At 50.3% G+C, this 17,637-nt stretch carries 13 protein-coding genes; 7 read left to right on the forward strand and 6 right to left on the reverse strand.

All coding sequences use genetic code 11. The annotated features are described in order from the left end of the window. Positions 1–146 precede the first annotated feature (146 nt). Positions 147–3,740 carry a T9SS type A sorting domain-containing protein gene (locus F4X88_17185; protein MYA58018.1) on the reverse strand — a complete coding sequence of 1,198 codons (3,594 nt, stop codon included), beginning with the start codon at positions 3,738–3,740 and terminating at the stop codon, positions 147–149. A gap of 173 nt (positions 3,741–3,913) precedes the next feature. Between F4X88_17185 and F4X88_17190 the strand changes: the two genes are divergently transcribed. The 4 genes from F4X88_17190 (at position 3,914) to F4X88_17205 (ending at position 6,900) form a co-directional block, all read left to right on the forward strand. Next, positions 3,914–4,939 (forward strand): Gfo/Idh/MocA family oxidoreductase, encoded by a 1,026-nt coding sequence (locus tag F4X88_17190; GenBank protein MYA58019.1) that lies wholly within the window; start codon positions 3,914–3,916, stop codon positions 4,937–4,939. Further along, positions 4,824–5,423 (forward strand): hypothetical protein, encoded by a 600-nt coding sequence (locus F4X88_17195; protein MYA58020.1) that lies wholly within the window; start codon positions 4,824–4,826, stop codon positions 5,421–5,423. The genes F4X88_17190 and F4X88_17195 overlap by 116 nt, the downstream gene beginning before the upstream one ends. A 27-nt stretch (positions 5,424–5,450) precedes the next feature. Further along, positions 5,451–5,684 carry a hypothetical protein gene (locus F4X88_17200; protein MYA58021.1) on the forward strand — a complete coding sequence of 78 codons (234 nt, stop codon included), beginning with the start codon at positions 5,451–5,453 and terminating at the stop codon, positions 5,682–5,684. Positions 5,685–5,838: 154 nt separating this feature from the next. Continuing rightward, positions 5,839–6,900, forward strand: coding sequence for a Gfo/Idh/MocA family oxidoreductase (locus F4X88_17205; protein ID MYA58022.1), 1,062 nt, complete (start codon positions 5,839–5,841; stop codon positions 6,898–6,900). Positions 6,901–7,092: 192 nt separating this feature from the next. On the opposite strand, the gene F4X88_17210 is transcribed toward F4X88_17205, so the two are convergent. Together F4X88_17210 and F4X88_17215 are read right to left on the reverse strand one after the other, a co-directional pair. After that, positions 7,093–9,792: an altronate dehydratase gene (locus F4X88_17210; protein ID MYA58023.1), complete on the reverse strand. Its 2,700-nt coding sequence runs from the start codon at positions 9,790–9,792 to the stop codon at positions 7,093–7,095. A 73-nt stretch (positions 9,793–9,865) separates the two neighbouring features. Next, a complete protein-coding gene (locus F4X88_17215; protein ID MYA58024.1) occupies positions 9,866–10,486 on the reverse strand; it encodes a hypothetical protein in 621 nt (206 codons plus the stop codon). Positions 10,487–10,757: 271 nt separating this feature from the next. On the opposite strand from F4X88_17215, the gene F4X88_17220 reads away from it, so the two are divergent. Genes F4X88_17220 through F4X88_17230 form a run of 3 tightly spaced genes read left to right on the forward strand, consistent with a single transcriptional unit; the run spans position 10,758 to position 13,142 of the window. Further along, positions 10,758–11,384 carry a sigma-70 family RNA polymerase sigma factor gene (locus tag F4X88_17220; GenBank protein ID MYA58025.1) on the forward strand — a complete coding sequence of 209 codons (627 nt, stop codon included), beginning with the start codon at positions 10,758–10,760 and terminating at the stop codon, positions 11,382–11,384. Between the two features lie 21 nt (positions 11,385–11,405). Further along, positions 11,406–11,984, forward strand: coding sequence for a hypothetical protein (locus F4X88_17225; protein MYA58026.1), 579 nt, complete (start codon positions 11,406–11,408; stop codon positions 11,982–11,984). 3 nt (positions 11,985–11,987) lie between these two features. Then, positions 11,988–13,142: a PDZ domain-containing protein gene (locus F4X88_17230; GenBank protein MYA58027.1), complete on the forward strand. Its 1,155-nt coding sequence runs from the start codon at positions 11,988–11,990 to the stop codon at positions 13,140–13,142. Here the strand turns inward: F4X88_17230 and F4X88_17235 are convergent. The 3 genes from F4X88_17235 to F4X88_17245 all read right to left on the reverse strand — a co-directional run bounded on the left by F4X88_17235 (position 13,139) and on the right by F4X88_17245 (position 17,359). Beyond that, positions 13,139–14,197: a DUF1669 domain-containing protein gene (locus F4X88_17235; protein MYA58028.1), complete on the reverse strand. Its 1,059-nt coding sequence runs from the start codon at positions 14,195–14,197 to the stop codon at positions 13,139–13,141. The two genes, F4X88_17230 and F4X88_17235, sit on opposite strands and share 4 nt — an antisense overlap. A gap of 165 nt (positions 14,198–14,362) precedes the next feature. After that, positions 14,363–15,253: a phytanoyl-CoA dioxygenase family protein gene (locus tag F4X88_17240; protein MYA58029.1), complete on the reverse strand. Its 891-nt coding sequence runs from the start codon at positions 15,251–15,253 to the stop codon at positions 14,363–14,365. 96 nt (positions 15,254–15,349) lie between these two features. Then, complete coding sequence (locus tag F4X88_17245) at positions 15,350–17,359, reverse strand: SUMF1/EgtB/PvdO family nonheme iron enzyme (protein ID MYA58030.1); 2,010 nt, start codon at positions 17,357–17,359, stop codon at positions 15,350–15,352. Between the last annotated feature and the right edge of the window lie 278 nt (positions 17,360–17,637).

Consider the following 17,637-nt stretch of genomic DNA (forward strand, 5'->3'; position numbering starts at 1 on the left):
GTTTAAAGTATGATGTCGAATTAAACAATTCAACGTTTTTTTTTCGTTGGCGTTACAAAATTTTTTCTTTGCTATTTGAGAAGTGTCTCAAAAGATGAGGCGGACTTTCTATACCCCAACAATTGCCCAAAGTCAGTATAGAGAATTCATCTCTTGATAAGCATTTTCCGAGTCGCTTGGAAAGTTCCAGCTTGAATTGCGTAAAAATATACCCCGCTCGCGACAGATTCACCGGAAGTGTTCCGACCGTCCCAATGAACGGTGTGTGAACCCGCCTTGCGGTAGCCAAGTGCTTTAAAATAAATACGCTTCCCTTGAGCATCGTAGATATGAAGGGACACGTTCGTATCTGAGGCGAGTTGATACGGGATCCAGGTCTCCGGGTTAAATGGGTTGGGAAAGTTTTGACTTAAACGGTTGACTAACGCAGAATTAACGGCATGCGGCGTCCAGTCAGATTGCGTAGGTTCTTCCACAGCAAGCGAGCGGTTTCCTTCTATGTTCACACGAAAAATACGGAGCTCATACAGATCCGCAACATACAGGGTATTCCCTACCAATTTCAATTCAAACGGGAATCTGAGTTCACGAAAACTTGAAGCGACTGTCAATCTACGTGTGTCAATTACCTCAACGCTATTGCTACTGAGTAGATAGAGAGCGTTGCCACTGACCGTTGCATCAATTGGGAGCGCATCCTTCTCGTATGCGTCTTGCAACTTCGGTTTGTTCGGTTCAGACACATCAAGCACTACGACACCGATGCCGCTGTCCAATAGGTAAGCCCGTTCATCCGCGATCGCAACACCTGTTGCATTGCCTTGTGTCGCGTAACTTCCAACCAAACGCGGGACTGCCGGTCCTGTAATGTCGAAAACGTGCAGCCCGCCTTCAAGGGCAGCGAGGTATGCGTGGGCGGGTTGGGCGGCATCGATGACAACACGATAAGCACTTCCCGGCATATCGCGTCTGGATATAATTCTACTTTGCTGCGGGACCCGGCTATCAACAACAATGAGGGATCCTGCGCAGAGATAGGCATAGCCTTCGTGCAACGCGATGTCCGAAACGGGCGAAGTTGTCGGGATATGTGCTGCAATCGTATCTGTGGCGAGATTGACAACGGACATTCCAGTCTCAGTGGCAACATATCCGTGACCGTTTTGGACACGAATTTTGGTGCAGTCAGCAGCCTCAAACCGGTTGTTAGAGGTGATGGTATGCGTGGGCAACGGGAGTCTTTTTGTCACAGTGCCCTGATAAGGGGTCGTAAATTCGAGGGTCTTCAATCCACCTACACCGTTTGCGACGTAGACGGTTCGTTCGCCTGCATCTGTTTCGACAACGTCAAGTCCATAAGTTGTGCCGCCAGAGGCATATTGATGTAACCATTTCGGCGACGCTGATTCGCTGATGTCTATTGTTTGGATGCCCCCCTTTCCGTCAGCGACATAAGCGAGTGTATCTTTGAGGACTATATCGGTCGCGTTGCCGGATGTAGGTTGTGTGGCGATACGCCGTGGCTGTTGTGGGTTACGCACATTAATAACATGAAGTCCTGTTTGCCTGTCTGTGAGATAGACGGTATTGTCTTGGAATTGAATACCTGTTGCGAGTCCTGGCGTATTAAGGCGGAAATCTATTTCGGGATTTTCGTCATCGGTAACGTCCACCAAGATGAGGTTGCCTGAAGCGACATAGGCGTGGGTCGTCCCTCTTGTCTCTTCGACCTCGTGGGCAGTGGAAAGAATTGGCACAACGCCGCGCACAACAAAATCACCGAATGGACTTGGATCGAGAATAAGAAGTCCGTGTCTGTCATCGCTGAAATAGACAGTGCCGTTGTGGATAGCAACATTGATCGGTGTGCCTGCTGTGCGAAAGAAACGTCGGGGACGCGGTATTTGCATATTGTGTATATCGCGTAAATTGAAAACAAGCATTCCACGCTCACGATCGAGTACGTATAGTTTGTCATCAGCGACTCGGACTCTGTGTACACTCGTGAACCCTCTGAGCGTCTTTACGAGACTCGGCTTATTCGGGACTGCGATATCAATGACTTGGACACCGGCAGCACCGTCAGCCACATAAGCGGTGTCTCCGGCGACGGTGACAGATTGCGCCCTGCCCGGCGTAGCAATCTCACCAATTCGAGCGGGGTGTGTCGGTGCTATTAACGTGAAGATTTCAAGTCCCCAATCACTCGCTGCGTAGAGGTGTGCGGCATTCCGATCCCCGATTGCAATGTCGGTATAATCACTGGCAAGATGGATTTGAGTCCTCGGTTCGAGGTGTGTCTCCGGGGTAAGCTGCACTAACGAAACACTCTGTTGGGTGAGATTCCCAAGGGCGTGGGTGACAGCGTCAGGCATAGTGTCCGACACACGCTGGCGCGGAATATCTACCGCACCAACGTTGTTAGCGACGGGCATATCCACGGCGACATAGCGAAAGGTCTGTGGAACATCTCCCGTTACCATTAGCACAATCTCACCGTCGCGTAGAAGCCCCGCTCTGCGAAGATGCCCTCTGTTTTTCGTGTCAAATGGGAGAGGTGTAACCACCGGGCGTCCGTTGGATGGCAGATAAAGGGTGGTCGCATAGAGGTTTCCTGAATTACTTCCAATCACCGATAGATCCAAGGTTTCGGGTAGATTCTCGAAGACAATGTAGTGTGCCCCCCATTGGTTGATGGGAATATCGTTCACCGCGTTCGGGTAACTGCGGACGCGCTGCACTACAGCACTCACCTTTCGATTACGTAGGGCAGCGTAACCGAGTTGTTTGCTTTGCGCCTGCGTGTTCACCCAATTCGCAAGCCCCCATTTCAGGAAGACTTCAGGGAATCTGTCCCTTCTTCCACCGCCTTCCAGGGCAGCGTCAATCGCGTGTTCGCCGAGTGCGTCCGTCTCTATAATACGGCGGATGAGTTCCGGGCCTCCATACTGTTCATAGAGATAAAGCATGAGCATAAAGGCACCGCCGTAATACACATCCGCTGTGTTTGTATAAGCAAGCGAAACACTCGGGTTTGCTAAGTAACCATCGACAAAGATGTTATGCACAGTGCCGTAAACTGCCCATTCGACAAAGCTCGCAGTGCCTTCCTCTAACCACCGCTGGTCAGTCGTCCCGCCGTTCTGGAACCAATTGATGAGATGTGCGAATTCGTGTGCAAGACTGCTATAAAAAGTATGTCGATCCCGTTCTCTGAACTGAAAAACGTCCATATAGAGCATTTCACGGCGGTTGCTATGTGGCAATGTCGGCAACTGATCGGCCGGCGCGAAATATCCACCGTAGTCCTTCCCAGATTGGTTCATGCCAACATCGTGCATCAGCAAGGTGATGCGGTTGTCTCTGTCGAGTCCGGGTTTCCATTCCGTTCCCATCCATTTGCGAACATTCGGGTAGATGCGGTTATCAAATTCTCTCGCGACGGCAGCAGCTTCGGCATCCGTAAACAGATCGCGCACTGAATTGTCAACATAGACATAGAGATGTTCACTTTTGGCAATACAGGTGGCGACTACCTCTGTCTCAGGAATATGAATAAAAAATCGCTCTACCTGTCCAATCTGAACAGGTGCGGCGGGCGCAGCCGGAATTTCTTCAAAAGGGTGTTGATGGAGGTGATCCTGATGCAGCAGCGGTGTTCCGCACAACCACGGATCCGCGAGCACGGGAGTCCCAATGACAAAAAAGATAAGGAGGATTGATGATATTAAAAGTCTCATGAGATGTGTCGTGTTCTATTGAGTTTAAATTTTTTGGGTGTAGCATTAATTTCACTACTCTCTATTTTACAACAGTTACGCCAGAAATTCAATTGAGATAGGAAATTCCCTTTACAGATCAAAATCCTTCTGATATACTCTCGCCATAATAAACGCTCAAAAGGGGGATCCCAATGTATCGTGTCGGTATCATCGGATTGGGCAATATCGCCTCCCGTTATTCAACGCCAGATGACCCTTATCCCTATTGCCACACAGGCGGCATCCGTTTCTGTGAAACAACCGAATTGGTCGCAGTCGCGGACATGTCCCAAGACCGCCAAACGGAGTTTCAACAGGTGTGGGGACCCGCTTTCCCAGCCAATTCCATAAACTACTACGAAACAGATACGCAGATGCTTGAAAGCGAAGATTTAGACATCGTTGCTGTCTGTGTCCGCGGACCGCATCACTTCAAGGTCATGCAAAACGTTTTGAAAGCGGACATCAAAGCCATCTTCCTCGAAAAACCCGCTGGATGTTCGCTTGAAGAGGTAGATACGATGACCGCGGGTGCTGACGCGAAAGGCATTCCGATTGTTGTTGACTACACACGCCACTGGGCCCCACACCTCATTCGCCTCCAATCGCTTATCAAGGATGGACTCATCGGTGAGGTGCAAACCGTCATCGGGTATTGCGGCGGGGGTGTGCTCTCCTTTGCTATCCACACGACAGATATGATTTGCCAATTCGCGGGTTATGATCCGGTTTCAGTGGCTGGATTCGTTTCTGGGGGTGGGGATGTCCCAGAGCCTTACGAACCTGAACCCGCGATTGTGGGCTCAACGATTCAATTTGAGAGCGGTGTTGTCGGTTTCCATGTCGGAAACCATGGCACACGTGGCGGGTTCTCCGTTGATGTCCTCGGCAGCGAAGGCAGCGTTCAGGCAGGATTTTATAGCAGCACGACTGTGCATAAAGAAGGAAAGTTAGTTGATAACGCCACTCTTGATTTACCTGAAAACGCCGGTCCGTTCAATGTCGCATATAAACAGATTACCGATTACTTAGACGGTGGACCGTTACCCGATTGTGCGCGTGATGATTACACCGCTGTCAATGAAATCGGCTTCGCTACCATTGAGAGCGACATTACTGGACAGACCGTCCAACTCCCGGGTCAGAACAGGAAACGGCTTATCTTCGCGAACGGCTAATATGAGGTTCATAATGGCACCATTCCCTAAACTTGATCCTCTATCTCGATTCTTTATGAAGTTTTACCGGGGGCGGCGTTATAAGGCATCACCGCATACACCGCTGCGCGTGCCATTGAATGAATGTAGGGTCTCTCTCATTACCACCGCCGGTTTTTTGCTTGAGGGGCAAAAAACTTTTGGGAACGGAGATTGTTCCTACCGCGAGATTCCAAATTCCGTTCAGACACAAGCACTCATAAACGGACATAAAAGTGCGGCTTACGATGAACGAGGGCTCGAAACGGATCCGAACCTCGCGTTGCCCCTTGATCGGTTCAGAGAGTTAGAGACTGAAGGCAAAATCGGATCCCTGAACCCTCGGCACTTCAGTTTTATGGGATCCATTACAAAACCGCATACCCTTATTACGCAAACTGCCCCTGAGGTCGCACAGAAGCTTAAAACCGATGGTGTGGACGTTGTGTTCTTAACCCCTGTCTGACCGATGTGCAATCAATCCGTCGGATTGATACAACGTTCCGTTGAAGCGGTGGGAATTTCTACGGTTTCAATTACCCTTATTGAGGATATAACGAAGAAGATAAAACCACCGCGCGCCCTACTTGTTCCGTATGGTTTTGGACATCCGCTTGGTGAACCGAACAACCCGGAATTACAGCACGCGATTATCGCTGAAGCACTCGCGCTCTTAGCGGACGAGACACCACCGCCTATCCTTAAAAGCAGTAGGCAACGCCAATAGTTGTCGTAGGGGTTGGGTTCCCCAACCCTTATAACCCAAACCCGTAGCCTGCAACAACGGCGCAGGCGGATTTGAGGAACGCACGCCAAAGTTCAAACGCACGTGTTTTTGCTTGGGTGTTTCTGCGTATTCCTCCGCAAGGAAAAATTAAAAAATGGACAGAATTAAAGTTGGCATTATCGGATGTGGTGGCATTTTTCGCAATCTTCACTCGCCCTATTACCAAGAACCGACGCGACGCGCAGACATCGTCGCAATCGCAGACATCAACGAGACCTCGGCAAACGAGCAAGCTGCCCTGTTTGGTGCAGATGCCTACACAGACTACCGCGCACTCCTCGATAGACAGGATATAGATGCCGTTGATGTGTGTGTCCATCCGCGTCCGCACCTCGAAATCACCCGTGCTGCCGCCGCTGCTGGCAAGCATATCTTGATGGAGAAACCGATGTGTTGCAACGTCGCCGAGGGTGAAGCAATGATTGCTGCCGCTGAAGAGTCGGGTGTTCTCCTGATGGTCGCCTATATGATGCGGTTCAATCCGGGGTACATGAAGCTGAAATCGTTATTGGATGATGGCACACTCGGCACACTACAAATGACGTATTCCAATCAGGTCGGTTGGTTTTCACCCGAACGGCATCCGTGGCTTTTTGTGAAAGCAGAGTCGGGCGGTATGTTGGTGGAGCAAGCAATTCACGAACTCGATATCTGGCTGTGGCTCTACGGTCCCGCCTCCACTGTCTACGGGTTCACGAGTCATGTCCCACTCGGTGGGACCTATCCACCCGCCGAACAAGCCGTAGAGAACAACGCCGTGCTAACCGTGCATTTCAAGAACGGTGGTGTCGGTATGATGATGAAGAGTTGGGCGGCTGAAATCAGGAACAGTGGGAACGGTCTCGTCACAAGCAAAGGTTCTGCGACGTTGATTCAGAATGGACTCCGTTGGAAAACACACGACATGGCGGAGTCGGAAGAATTTACTGCGCCTGTGCCAGATGATAATACCTACCGCAACATGCCAGCGGAACGACGGCAGCAGCGGTATTGGGGTGTCGCCGCAAAAGGAACGAGCATCGACCATTGGCTCCAGTGCATTGTGGGTGAAGCAGAACCGACAACCCACGGACGCATCGGCAGAGACGGCATCGAGTTGGCGGAGGCGACGTATCGTTCCTCCCAAATCGGCGCACCGATTTCGCTACCATTGTAGCAACGGAACATTGTTTGTGCTCCTTAGAGGGAATTTGTATAATCTACCCACAACATTAAAATGATGGATGAAAAAATATTTAGGGGTATCTGGGGACTCTGCTATCAGCGTATCTTCTTGTAGGAGCGAGCTGTGCTCGCGACCTTTTTTCTCGACAATGCTTGTCTTCTCAAGTCTTTCTTGGGATTTTGATCACATTGAAATTCCCAACAAGCCCCGGGTCAACTGAAAATCCGTGTTCCCTTTGCCGTGCAACTTCGGGGTATACTGCCGCGAAGCCACTTCCACAATTAAGGCTAACAACTCATCAACATCAGCAGTCCCCAAATCCAGATCGGCACCGTAGGTGGTTTGCGTTGTCGCATCTGTAGAGACCTGAATGAGTGGGACCATCACGTGCGATTGTAAGGGGGCCCCAACAATGTGCGCAAGTGCCAGATCCACACCCGTCGCACCCAATCCTGTCAACGTCTCCGTCTGTTGATCGGTGGGAGTCTCCATGATGTGGAAACCCGCCTTTTCAACCCGCTGTCCATACGCCAAAGTGGTAGGCACACTGTGGGCGGGGTTTGTAACCCCGAACATGCGTAAAAAAGTCGCGTTTGCAGGCACGATGACCGTTCCGCCTGAAGCGGCGACGCTGTGCGTTAATTGCGTCAGAGACTCCGAGACTTCTTCAGTTGCGGTTCCGGTTGATGTCACGGCGATGCAGAGATGTTCTAATCCCGCATCGACAACAGGAACAGCCGGTTTATCCACAAGTTCCTCCGAGAACCAATCTTGCACCTTATCAATGACAGCATCAATCCCGCCATCCAATTGCACACTCGCCCAGCCGTAGCGTTCCGGGGATATTCCCAACTGCTGAATCTCATGTCGGACGTGGTCGTTGTGCGTCTTTTCACAACCGTGTTCGAGGAGTAAGCCGAGAGCAACCGTCGGGTGGGTGAGATGTCCAATCATCGTGCGGGTGTAAATCTCCTCAGAACGTCCACTGGAGACACCGCAGCCTTCCGTATGCGGCAGCGCGACAAAACGCGATATACCTTGCGCCTTGCCAATTTCCCGTTCATTGCAACGGTGCGCAATCATCTGCGCAATCTGACCCGAACAGAGACTGGTAGGCAAAATCAGTCCCACTTGATCCGTGCGACATCCGTCTTCTGTTTGTAGGGCACGGAATTGTAATTCCTGGGGGAGCCGAGATTCGGAGAGTGCTGCTCCTGGCGCGGTATCAATTGGAATCGGATCGCCAGATTTCAACTCAGAATCCGTCAACAGTGGATTTAAATCCACGGGACCCGTCTGCTTCCAGTCACGCCACAGTGAAACTTGGGAGTGTCCGGCTTTTTCACCGACGGAACGTTCACCCGACGCGACATCCACCGTCACGTCGAGCATAGACTCACCAAGTTCTTCCATCGATGTGCCGTCAAGATACGCACCGGCATTCACGTCCATGTCCTTTTCAAGCATTTCATAGCGTCCGGTCGTCGTAACGATCTTAATTGTTGGCACGAACGGGAAATTCGTAATCGAACCGTTTCCAGTGACAAAGAAAATCATGTTGGACCCGGATGCCACCTGTCCTGCGATGCTCTCCAGATCGTTGCCGGGGCTGTCCATGAAGTAGTAACCCGGATCCTCCATCAGTTGACTGTAATCGATGACGTAATCGAGACAGACATCGGGGTGCCGCTTCATTGCCGCGCCGATTGATTTAATGGCGATATTATAGAGCCCACGGAAGTTATTGCCCCCAGATGGATTCGCCTCTGTGGAGTGTCCATGCCACGCGGCGCGCCTCTTGAAACGTTCGATTGTATTGAGGAATTTACGCGCTGTCGGTAGATCGCGAGCATTCTGAAGCACGTAAGCCTCGGAACCGATCAGTTCATCGGTCTCTGCGAGGTTAGCGCACCCGCCATAACGGATGACCTCTTTCGCAACGTAAGCGGCGAGCGGATTGCCCGATACACCAGAGAACGCGTCAGAACCGCCACACTGCAAGGCGATTTTGAGATGTTCCAAGGACTGTTCGGTCCGCGGAACGCTGTTCACGTCATCTAACCAGCTATCAATAATCTCAGCACCACCGGCTAAATCGGTGTCGAAACTACCTTGGAGGCGATGGAAATTGTGAACGACATCATCCAAAGCGTACCCCTCGTCTCGCATATACGTTTTAAGCATTTCGTTGGTAACTGCTTCGGTGCCGTAGTCAACAAGTAGTATCGCGCCGATGTTCGGATGGACGGTGAAACCTGCGAGCGTTCGGAGCAGCATATCAATATTATTGGGAGTTTTGCTTTCGCCGCCTTCCGTGTGGGTTACGGCAACAATGCCGTCTATGTTCGGATAGGTTTCAGCGCGCGTCGAACACATACCAGCAAGTCGTCTCGCAAAGCCAGAGGTGCGCGCCGTTGTCCCCATAACGACGATATAGTTTCGCGTGCCAACGCCACGATTACCGGGACGCTGGTAACCGAGAAAGGGACGTTCGTTTGCATGACGCGGCACTTGTTGTCCTGAACAGAATTCTGCTTCGTCTAATTGATAGGGCGCCATTTTATCGCTAAAGTTAGGTGTCTCTGGCAATTCAAAGGGTAGATTTCTAATTGATAGCGAATCAATCATCTTCTGATTGCACACGTAATCCCCTGGAGAGATAGAACGTGTTGCAAAACCGAAAGGGAGACCCCACGACAAAAGTGGTTCAGTTTCCCGAATTGGTTGGACGGCGAACCGATGGCCTTCCAAGAGGGTGTGCGATAGTTGAAACTGTTCTCCGTTGTGATGAATGCGTGTGCCGCTCTCTAAGGTTTGTGTTGCGATAGCGACGTTATCGTTCGGCAAAGGCAGCCGTGCGACAGCGGTAAAATCGTAATCCATTTTTAGCGAGTGCTCCTGGGTGGTGTTTTCTTCGTTAACACCGGTCTGAAATTAGTAAAAAAACTGCTTTAGGTTACGAGCGGTAGATGCTTACTTCGATTGCGTCCTGTTTCACCCACGGGAGGTCGATGTCAAACCAGTGTGTTTCGGATTCATAACGCTCTCGGACGTGTTCCAGATAATCCGCCATTGTCTCGGCACCGATACCGACGTTGTCAGCCACGACGGTCGCTGGATTTGTCAACTGCGGTTCAATTGCCTGAAAACAGGGGAAGTAATTGTCGAAATTATTATCGAGAAGCAGAAAGTCAACCGGGTCTTGAATGCTTTTAAGGACTTCCTGTGCATCACCGATACGTGAATCGACGAGGTCAGCCATTCCGGCGCGCTCAAAATTCGCTCGCGCTTGCGCAGCACGGTTAGCATCTATTTCAATCGTTATCAAGCGTCCGGTCCCAACGGCTTTCAACACGCGCAGTATCCAGAGGCCGGAGTAACCGATAGCCGTTCCACATTCGACAATGAGGGACGGTTTCGCCTTTTCAACGCACGCGGCGAGAAATTTCGCTTTTTCTTCCCCCAACATCGGGATTCTCTCTTCTTTACACTGTGCCTCAACTTCTTGTAAGACTTGATCAAACATGTAAACCTCCATCTGAAAGCAGCTGTTCCGTTCTGAATAGGACTTACGCATTTTCTCTTAAAGTCCCCCTGATAAGGGGGATTTAGGGGGTTAAATCACGGAAATACACTGTTTTTTGCCCAATTTACGTAAGTCCTGCTGAATTTGACATCTGCTGTAGAAATATGCTAAATTTTTGTAGGCGTGTGTAGTGCTTTATCAAAATAATCATACACGAAAACCCGTTTTCAGGTCAAGACACGCACCATAATATATCTGATTTCCGGTCTCCATTTTCATGCACCAAAAAATTTGCAACCAAATCTGAAGTTCGGTGTATATTATGGATAAGCACCTCCGGAGGCACCTGATGCTTGACTTAGATGATGAATTAATAGAACGCTACCAGAAAGGCGATGAAGGCGCATTTACGCTTCTCGTGCGCCGACATCAGCAGCCACTCATTAATTTCATTGCTCGGTTCATCAATGATAGGGATAACGCTGAGGATTTAGCGCAGGAGACGTTTATTCGTATGTTTAAAGCGGCGCATCGTTATAAACCCGGGCGGGCACAGTTTAAAACATGGATGTATCACATCGCTAAGAACCTTTGCAAAAATGAAATCCGAAATCGAGAACGGCGGGACAAATATAGAGTTGATAACGTTGTGAATAGCGGAAGCGAGGGGCATAACGACACAGAAGAAATTGATTTGATTGCAAATGCACCCGCGAATCCTGCTTTCCAGCCGGAAGTGGAACTTGAACGTAAAGAATTACGCAACGCACTCCAAAAAGCGATCGCAGAATTACCAGAACAATACAGACTCCCTCTCGTCTTACGGGACCTGCAGGGACTGAGTTACGACGAAATCAGTGAGGTATTGGAACTCCGGAGCGGGACAACGAAATCTCGCATCAATCGTGCCCGGCTTATGCTTAAAGACAAGTTAAAACCGTTTATCTAATGTTCATAGGAGTCGTTTATTATGAACTGCCAACAGGCTGAGGAACGTTTCTCTGCCCATTTTGAGGACACACTTGATTATCAGACGTTGCGAGGTTTTGAAGAACATCTCGCAACGTGTGAGGCGTGTCAGCAGGAGTATGCCAGATTTCAGGAATCTGTTAAAACCGTCCAGCAATTGCCACAAATTGAACCTTCACCCTACTTTATGCCGACGTTGCTGCAACGGGTCGCCGAAGAGCGGGGCGAAATTAACAGGGTTAAAGGAACCCCGACAATAGGTTGGAAGCAACTGGTGGATGTATTTCGCCGTCCAGTATGGGCGTTCAGTGGCATTCTGGCGTTAATTCTTGCCGTAACTGGCACCTATCTCTACCAAGACGGGTCCCTGTTTGATCGAGACTCCGATTCAACTGTGGTAACATCTGAGTCTCAAAAAGTGCAAGTTGCGACCTCACCGGTGGTGACACGGCGTGCCGTGGGAAACGGCAGGCAGCGCCTACCGGGTGATGTTACTCGACCGTCGGTGCGTCCACTGCAACAACATTACATCTTAAAACAGGTGAGTTATACCAACGCGTCCACACGGGGTGGTTTGTAAATCATGTACGCACGAAAATTAAAACGTCAACTACTGATAATCGAATCGCTGAGTCTTCTCCTCTCTGTCTCCGTTTCCGGTTTCGCCAATGAGAGTGTGTTGCAGCGGCTTGAAAAGGATTTTCAGAGGATCGTCACGGATGCCCGCCCTACCGTTGTGAAGGTTGTCGCAACACAAGGCGTACCGGTCCCACTTTCGTGGAACACTAAAGAGTTAGCACTGATGCACCAAAACATCAGTTCTGGTATTGTGATTGACACCGCCGGACACATTGTGACGACCACTTTCGAGATGGGGCCTCCGAGTAAGATTGAGGTTATCTTTAACAATAAAAGGGTGTCTTCAGCAAAACTCATCGGCACTGATGTATTCACTGATATTGCTGTGCTTCGGGCTACAGGTCCACTGCGAAAATCCACGCCATCAACGAATGCGATCAGGTCTCCAGCGGTCCCTGAGGAATGGATCGAATTCACGTTGCCTCGTAAGTGGGGCGATTCTTCAAAAATTGATACAGGTTCCTGGGTTGTGACAATCGGGGGCAGTTATGGCCAGAGTCCCATTGTCTCCTTCGGTATTGTGGGAGGTTGGGACACCTTGCCGAATCAATTGTGTCGCGAATTAATTAAAATCAACGCGGCGGTTACACCCGGCAACAGCGGTGGGGCAGTCCTAAACACGTCAGGGGAGGTTGTTGGAATGATACTCGCAGTCCTCACGGAACCAACGGCTACGCATTCTCCGTTTGACACGCTTTTCGAGAAGCAGGACGATGTAGACATTACACAATTTCTTGCTCGATCCCCGCTGGCGGCTCGGAATCAGGAAATCACTTTTGCTATGCCGATAGAGACGGTTCGCGCCGTTGCCAAAGAAATTATAGAACACGGGAAGGTTGCGCGGGGTTGGCTCGGTGTTGAAGTTGATATTGGCGATTCGGGGGTCCTTGTTACGGGTGTGATTGAAAACAGTCCGGCGCACAAAGGCGGGCTTTTACCTCAGGATCTTATCTTGGAATTTAACGAAGTCCCTGTCCACTCTTACGACGAGTTGTTAAAATGCGTTGTGAGTAAGCGACCGAATACGGAGGTCCACCTTAAAATCGGTAGGAATGGCACCGAACACTATTCTACAGTGATATTAGGTGAAACGCCTTAGCGCACGATTCGATCAAATTCAGCGAGGTATGCTTGGGCAATATCAGGATTTCCTTTGATAATCAATAGATTCTCGCTATTGCGTTCTTCGGCGTTTTTGGAGAAGTTGTAGGAACCCGTAATCACAGTCTCCTCGTCAATAACAATTACCTTGTGATGCATAGTCCCCTTATTTCTATCCTGAATCACTGAAATACCTGCTGCCTTCATTTGTTCATATTCAGAGTATTGACTAATTTGTCGTTTTTCAAACACCCCCTGTATGTCAATCCCCGACGCAAAACGATCCCGCATCGCACTGCCGAGTGTATCTTCCGTGAACGAAAACGCCATAAAATGAATCGACTTCTTGGCAGATTCGATCTCCTTCACAAGCGAGGAGAGGATGTCGTTGTCTGGTGAAAAATAGGTGAATATCTGTGTCCCGTCGCTGAGTGCCACTTTCGGATGCACAACTGACGCGCCAGTAGGTTTCTCAGCCCGCATTTGCCGGAACAGCTCTCGGAACTCCCGTGTGAAGTTATACGCCAACGGGGCGGAATCAATGAATATTACGTTATTCTTGTTTTTATATGCCCCGTTATAGGTCGTGTTATAGGAGCCTGTCCAGACGTATTGCTCATCAATCACAATGAATTTGTGATGCATGTAACTGTCGGGGTCTCCATCCTCGGCGACAGGGATGCCGGCTTCCTGCAATTGTGCAATTGCCTCCTCACCAATGTTGTCCGTTTCAGTGACGACTCGCACCTGGACCCCGCGGCGATGTGCTTTGATTAAGCCATCGGCTACCCGTGCAGAGTCCAAGTGATAGAGGGCAGCATCAACCCGCGATGCGGCAGTGGTCAGTTTTTCAATAAGGCGTTTTTCAAGGGAATAGTGACTGGCTCCCGTATCGACTTCACTGAAGTAGACCTCCCACGTTCCGACAGGCAGTTTGTTGCCTGTGTAATGTCTGATACCAACGCCGATTGCAGCAGCGCAAAGCAGAACAAGAAGAAGAGGAATAAATTTGGATTTTAATTTTTCCTTGCGGTTAACTGACGTGCGTTCCATCTTTGAAGTGCGTTTCTCAAATCCGCCTGCGTGTTTTTGCTTGGGTATTTCTGCGTATTGTTGCAGGCTACTGTTTTAAACGTTTGTAAGGTGAACTACCCATAAGGTCCCAGCGAGAAACCCCTATCTGTATAGAAAAAGTGTTTCTGAGGACGTGTCATGCGATTAAATGCCCCATCTCTGCCGTGATTTTTTTAAGGATTCGATCTTCGCGTCCTGTTGCTTCCATGCGTAATGCCCTTTCGGTTTTTCACCAACCCAGCGTTCATCAATGGGTTCAGCAGCAAGCTGATAACGCGTATCTGCTGTTATCCGAATTTTATCGGAGGTGTTAACGAGTGAAGCATGCATCAGGAACATACTAAAAATGATAACGTCTCCCGCTGAAAATGTTGTCGTTGCCCAGCGTCCCCCGAATTTCTCGACGATCTCAAGCGGTTTATCGCTGAAGTGTCCCTCAATCAGATCCCGATCCACATCTGATTGTCCATAAGTTGCTCGAATCTTTTCAAATCGGTTAGATCCGAGGCAGAACACAATCGGACCCATGTCCAGAGACACATCGCCAAAGGGAGTCCAGCAAGAGTAGAGGTCTTGTGTGCCTCTGCCCATAAAGACGATATCGTAATGAATCGGTGAACCTGATCCAGGTCCCGCCGTGCGAAGCCATTTAAAATCGAACGTTCGGGCATCGCCACCGAGGAATCGTTTGAAAAAGTTCATGATGGGTTCACCTTCAACAACGGCTTTAAATGCTGGCATCTGCGTCAATGCTTTATTGCCCATTGAGCCGGTTGATGGCGGTTCAGGGTAATCGGGGTTAAAGATCCCGTCCATCAATTCTGTATCCGGTGCGAGCATCCCTTTTGCTGCGAGTTTCTCCAGAATCTGCCGACGCGCCGTGAGGATCGCGTCCTTGCCGTGTAGTTCACGAATCAGAAGATACCCCTCGGCTGCCATCCGTTCCTGCAAGGCATCGGGGTTGTCAAGGATGTCGTTACTTTCTCGTAAATCGGGACTGATGTCTACTTCCTGATGTAAAAAGGGGAGCTTCATTTTTTTACTATAGTCCTTTGATGGGCACATATTTGTAGCATAAACTGTTAGTTTGTGCCAGCAACCAACTTAGCAACTTTAGGCATTTTAGGCACTTCACAACTTTTCCTTCAGCCACGCGTAATTAAATCGATAGTGTTGACGGCTGCTAATCAGATGGATGATCCCGTTCTGTCCTTGGCAAACAGCGAGGTAACCCCCGAGTTCGGCGCTATTTAACCCCATCGTAAAGGGGCGTCCATCCATCGTCTCAAGCTCTCGGTCTTCTCCATCATCTGAAATTAAACGCATACACTCCCACGTTTCACCGTCGTCATAAGATAACGCCCCGAAGAGTCCGGTAACGAGGCGTTCATTGCCAGCAGCATCAACAATCGGCATGGGTGTCAATGCTTTCCGCTCTCCTGTGAACGTGGCGAGAAAAATGGGTCCCTCTTGAAGTCGTAGCAGCACACACCGTTGTCCGCCAGAAACGACTGGGAACCGACTCGCACTGTAATGCCACGTCCTACCGCTATCTGCGGAAAGGCTCTTCGGCATCCGTCCGTTGATAGTGTCGCCTCTGCCGTAAGCCATCAACCTTCCATCTGTGAGTTCAACCACAGCAGCGTGAATACCAGCGATCCATCCGCCCTGTTTGCCATCAGCAAACTCGGGAATGGGTTGTCCTGTTCCTGGATCATACCATGTGTCGCCGTCGTCCTCACTGAGCCATATCGCCGTGCCACCGTTTCCACCGGTTACTGCATCGCAAGCGAGGAGGATAGAGCCGTCCTGTCTTCGGAAAACAGAGGCGATCGGCATGTGCCGGAGGCGGTGCTCAGGTGAGATGAAGCGCGGTTTCGACCATGTCGCACCGTTATCATCGGAGTGGCGTAGCACCAACGCTAAGGGACCCCACGTTGCGGCTGCCGAGAGTCCGTTGAAATGGTAAATCCGTCCATTCTCGTTTCGCCAGAGGGATGTGGCGTGATTGTTCCGATCGGGCGGACCCCAGAAAGGTTCGGCTGGGTCCCACTCGGTTGCACCAAAGCGCAATCGACTCGCAGCGACTGTCAATTCGCGTCCACGTTCTGTTACACATGAATACCATGCCGCGAACATATCGCCGTTCGGACACTCCACGATCGCCGGGACATGGTTATGCGCCGAAAAAAGTGGTCCGTTTGAACCTTCAGGAATTTTAACATAAGTGAGTGGTTCCGCGAAATAAGGGGATTCTGGCACGGGGACACGCCTATTTTCTTGTTTAACGTTACGTCCCCATAACGCCACCTTCGGTGCAGGGGGCGGCGCGGTCTGCGGCATCTCACCACAGACGACACGGAATCCGATGTACCAGTGCTTATCTTCTGGGACTGCCCCCATCCGATTGGCTGAGCGTAGGTAGCAGAGCAACGTCGAGTGACTCCCACCCCGTGTGACGCGATACAAACCTGCTTTTCTGCCCACTGGATCCACTTGTGGATCGGGTTCATAGGGCCCATACCAATCTTGGCACCACTCCTCTACGTTTCCGTGCATGTCGTATACACCCCAGGCGTTGGGTGGCGTTTGCCCAACGTGTAGCGGCACGATTTTTTCTGTGCCACGGCTCCGCTCGGCATCCGGGTACCAACTCTCTCCAACGTTTTTGTGGAATTCAGGCGGTAGTATATCGCCGGTATGGAAATGGGTCGTTGTGCCTGCACGGCACACGTATTCCCATTCCGCTTCGGTCGGCAGTCGATAAGGAAGTCCCTCCTTCTCGGAGAGCCATTCGCAGAATCGCGTCGCATCGTGCCAATCTACAAACACAACCGCTTCATCGTCTTCTTTCGAGAAACCTGTATTCTGAAGACTCTTCAAGTCTCGGTGTGCGGGATCATAAGTCTCATACTGGGCGTTTGTCACTTGAAAAATCCCGATGTAGAACGGCGTGGTAAGAGTTACCTGATGCACGGGGTGTTCGTCCCAATCCCCGTCGCGGAGGTATGCTTTTCCGGCTGTCAGTTCGTCTGAGAGCGCAGCGTTCTTTGAACCCATCGTGAAGGTCCCCGGTTCAATTCTAACGAACCGCATCCCTATTGAATTTGTATACGTTTGATCTTCCATCGTAGCATCCATACCCCTCTGTATCCTCCCCGCAAGCGGTGGGGAGGGACGCGCAAACTGAAGTTTACGCTACAAAATACCGCAGAGAACGTCCTGTTTTGCCTGCTGAAAATCATGTAAGTCACTATAGTTTGGACAATTTCGGTCGGGTTCCTGCTCGGTTTTCAAGAGATCTTTGATTTTTCTGAAGGTTTCTGAAACAAACCCAACTTGCAGAAAAATAAACCCCGATGCACCCAACGACAGCCCCCGGGGAATGCCATAAGGAAACCTTCATACCGTTGATTTCG

The sequence above is a fragment of the Candidatus Poribacteria bacterium genome (genome assembly GCA_009839745.1).
Taxonomy (GTDB): Bacteria; Poribacteria; WGA-4E; order WGA-4E; family WGA-3G; genus WGA-3G.

Coding starts and splice junctions, on each gene's coding strand:
- F4X88_17210 (MYA58023.1), bottom strand. CDS start 9,792: ATGGATTACGATTTTACCGCTGTCGCACGGCTGCCTTTGCCGAACGAT.
- F4X88_17220 (MYA58025.1), top strand. CDS start 10,758: ATGGATAAGCACCTCCGGAGGCACCTGATGCTTGACTTAGATGATGAA.
- F4X88_17240 (MYA58029.1), bottom strand. CDS start 15,253: ATGAAGCTCCCCTTTTTACATCAGGAAGTAGACATCAGTCCCGATTTA.
- F4X88_17230 (MYA58027.1), top strand. CDS start 11,988: ATGTACGCACGAAAATTAAAACGTCAACTACTGATAATCGAATCGCTG.
- F4X88_17195 (MYA58020.1), top strand. CDS start 4,824: ATGATTACACCGCTGTCAATGAAATCGGCTTCGCTACCATTGAGAGCG.
- F4X88_17190 (MYA58019.1), top strand. CDS start 3,914: ATGTATCGTGTCGGTATCATCGGATTGGGCAATATCGCCTCCCGTTAT.
- F4X88_17185 (MYA58018.1), bottom strand. CDS start 3,740: ATGAGACTTTTAATATCATCAATCCTCCTTATCTTTTTTGTCATTGGG.
- F4X88_17205 (MYA58022.1), top strand. CDS start 5,839: ATGGACAGAATTAAAGTTGGCATTATCGGATGTGGTGGCATTTTTCGC.
- F4X88_17245 (MYA58030.1), bottom strand. CDS start 17,359: ATGGATGCTACGATGGAAGATCAAACGTATACAAATTCAATAGGGATG.
- F4X88_17215 (MYA58024.1), bottom strand. CDS start 10,486: ATGCGTAAGTCCTATTCAGAACGGAACAGCTGCTTTCAGATGGAGGTT.
- F4X88_17225 (MYA58026.1), top strand. CDS start 11,406: ATGAACTGCCAACAGGCTGAGGAACGTTTCTCTGCCCATTTTGAGGAC.
- F4X88_17235 (MYA58028.1), bottom strand. CDS start 14,197: ATGGAACGCACGTCAGTTAACCGCAAGGAAAAATTAAAATCCAAATTT.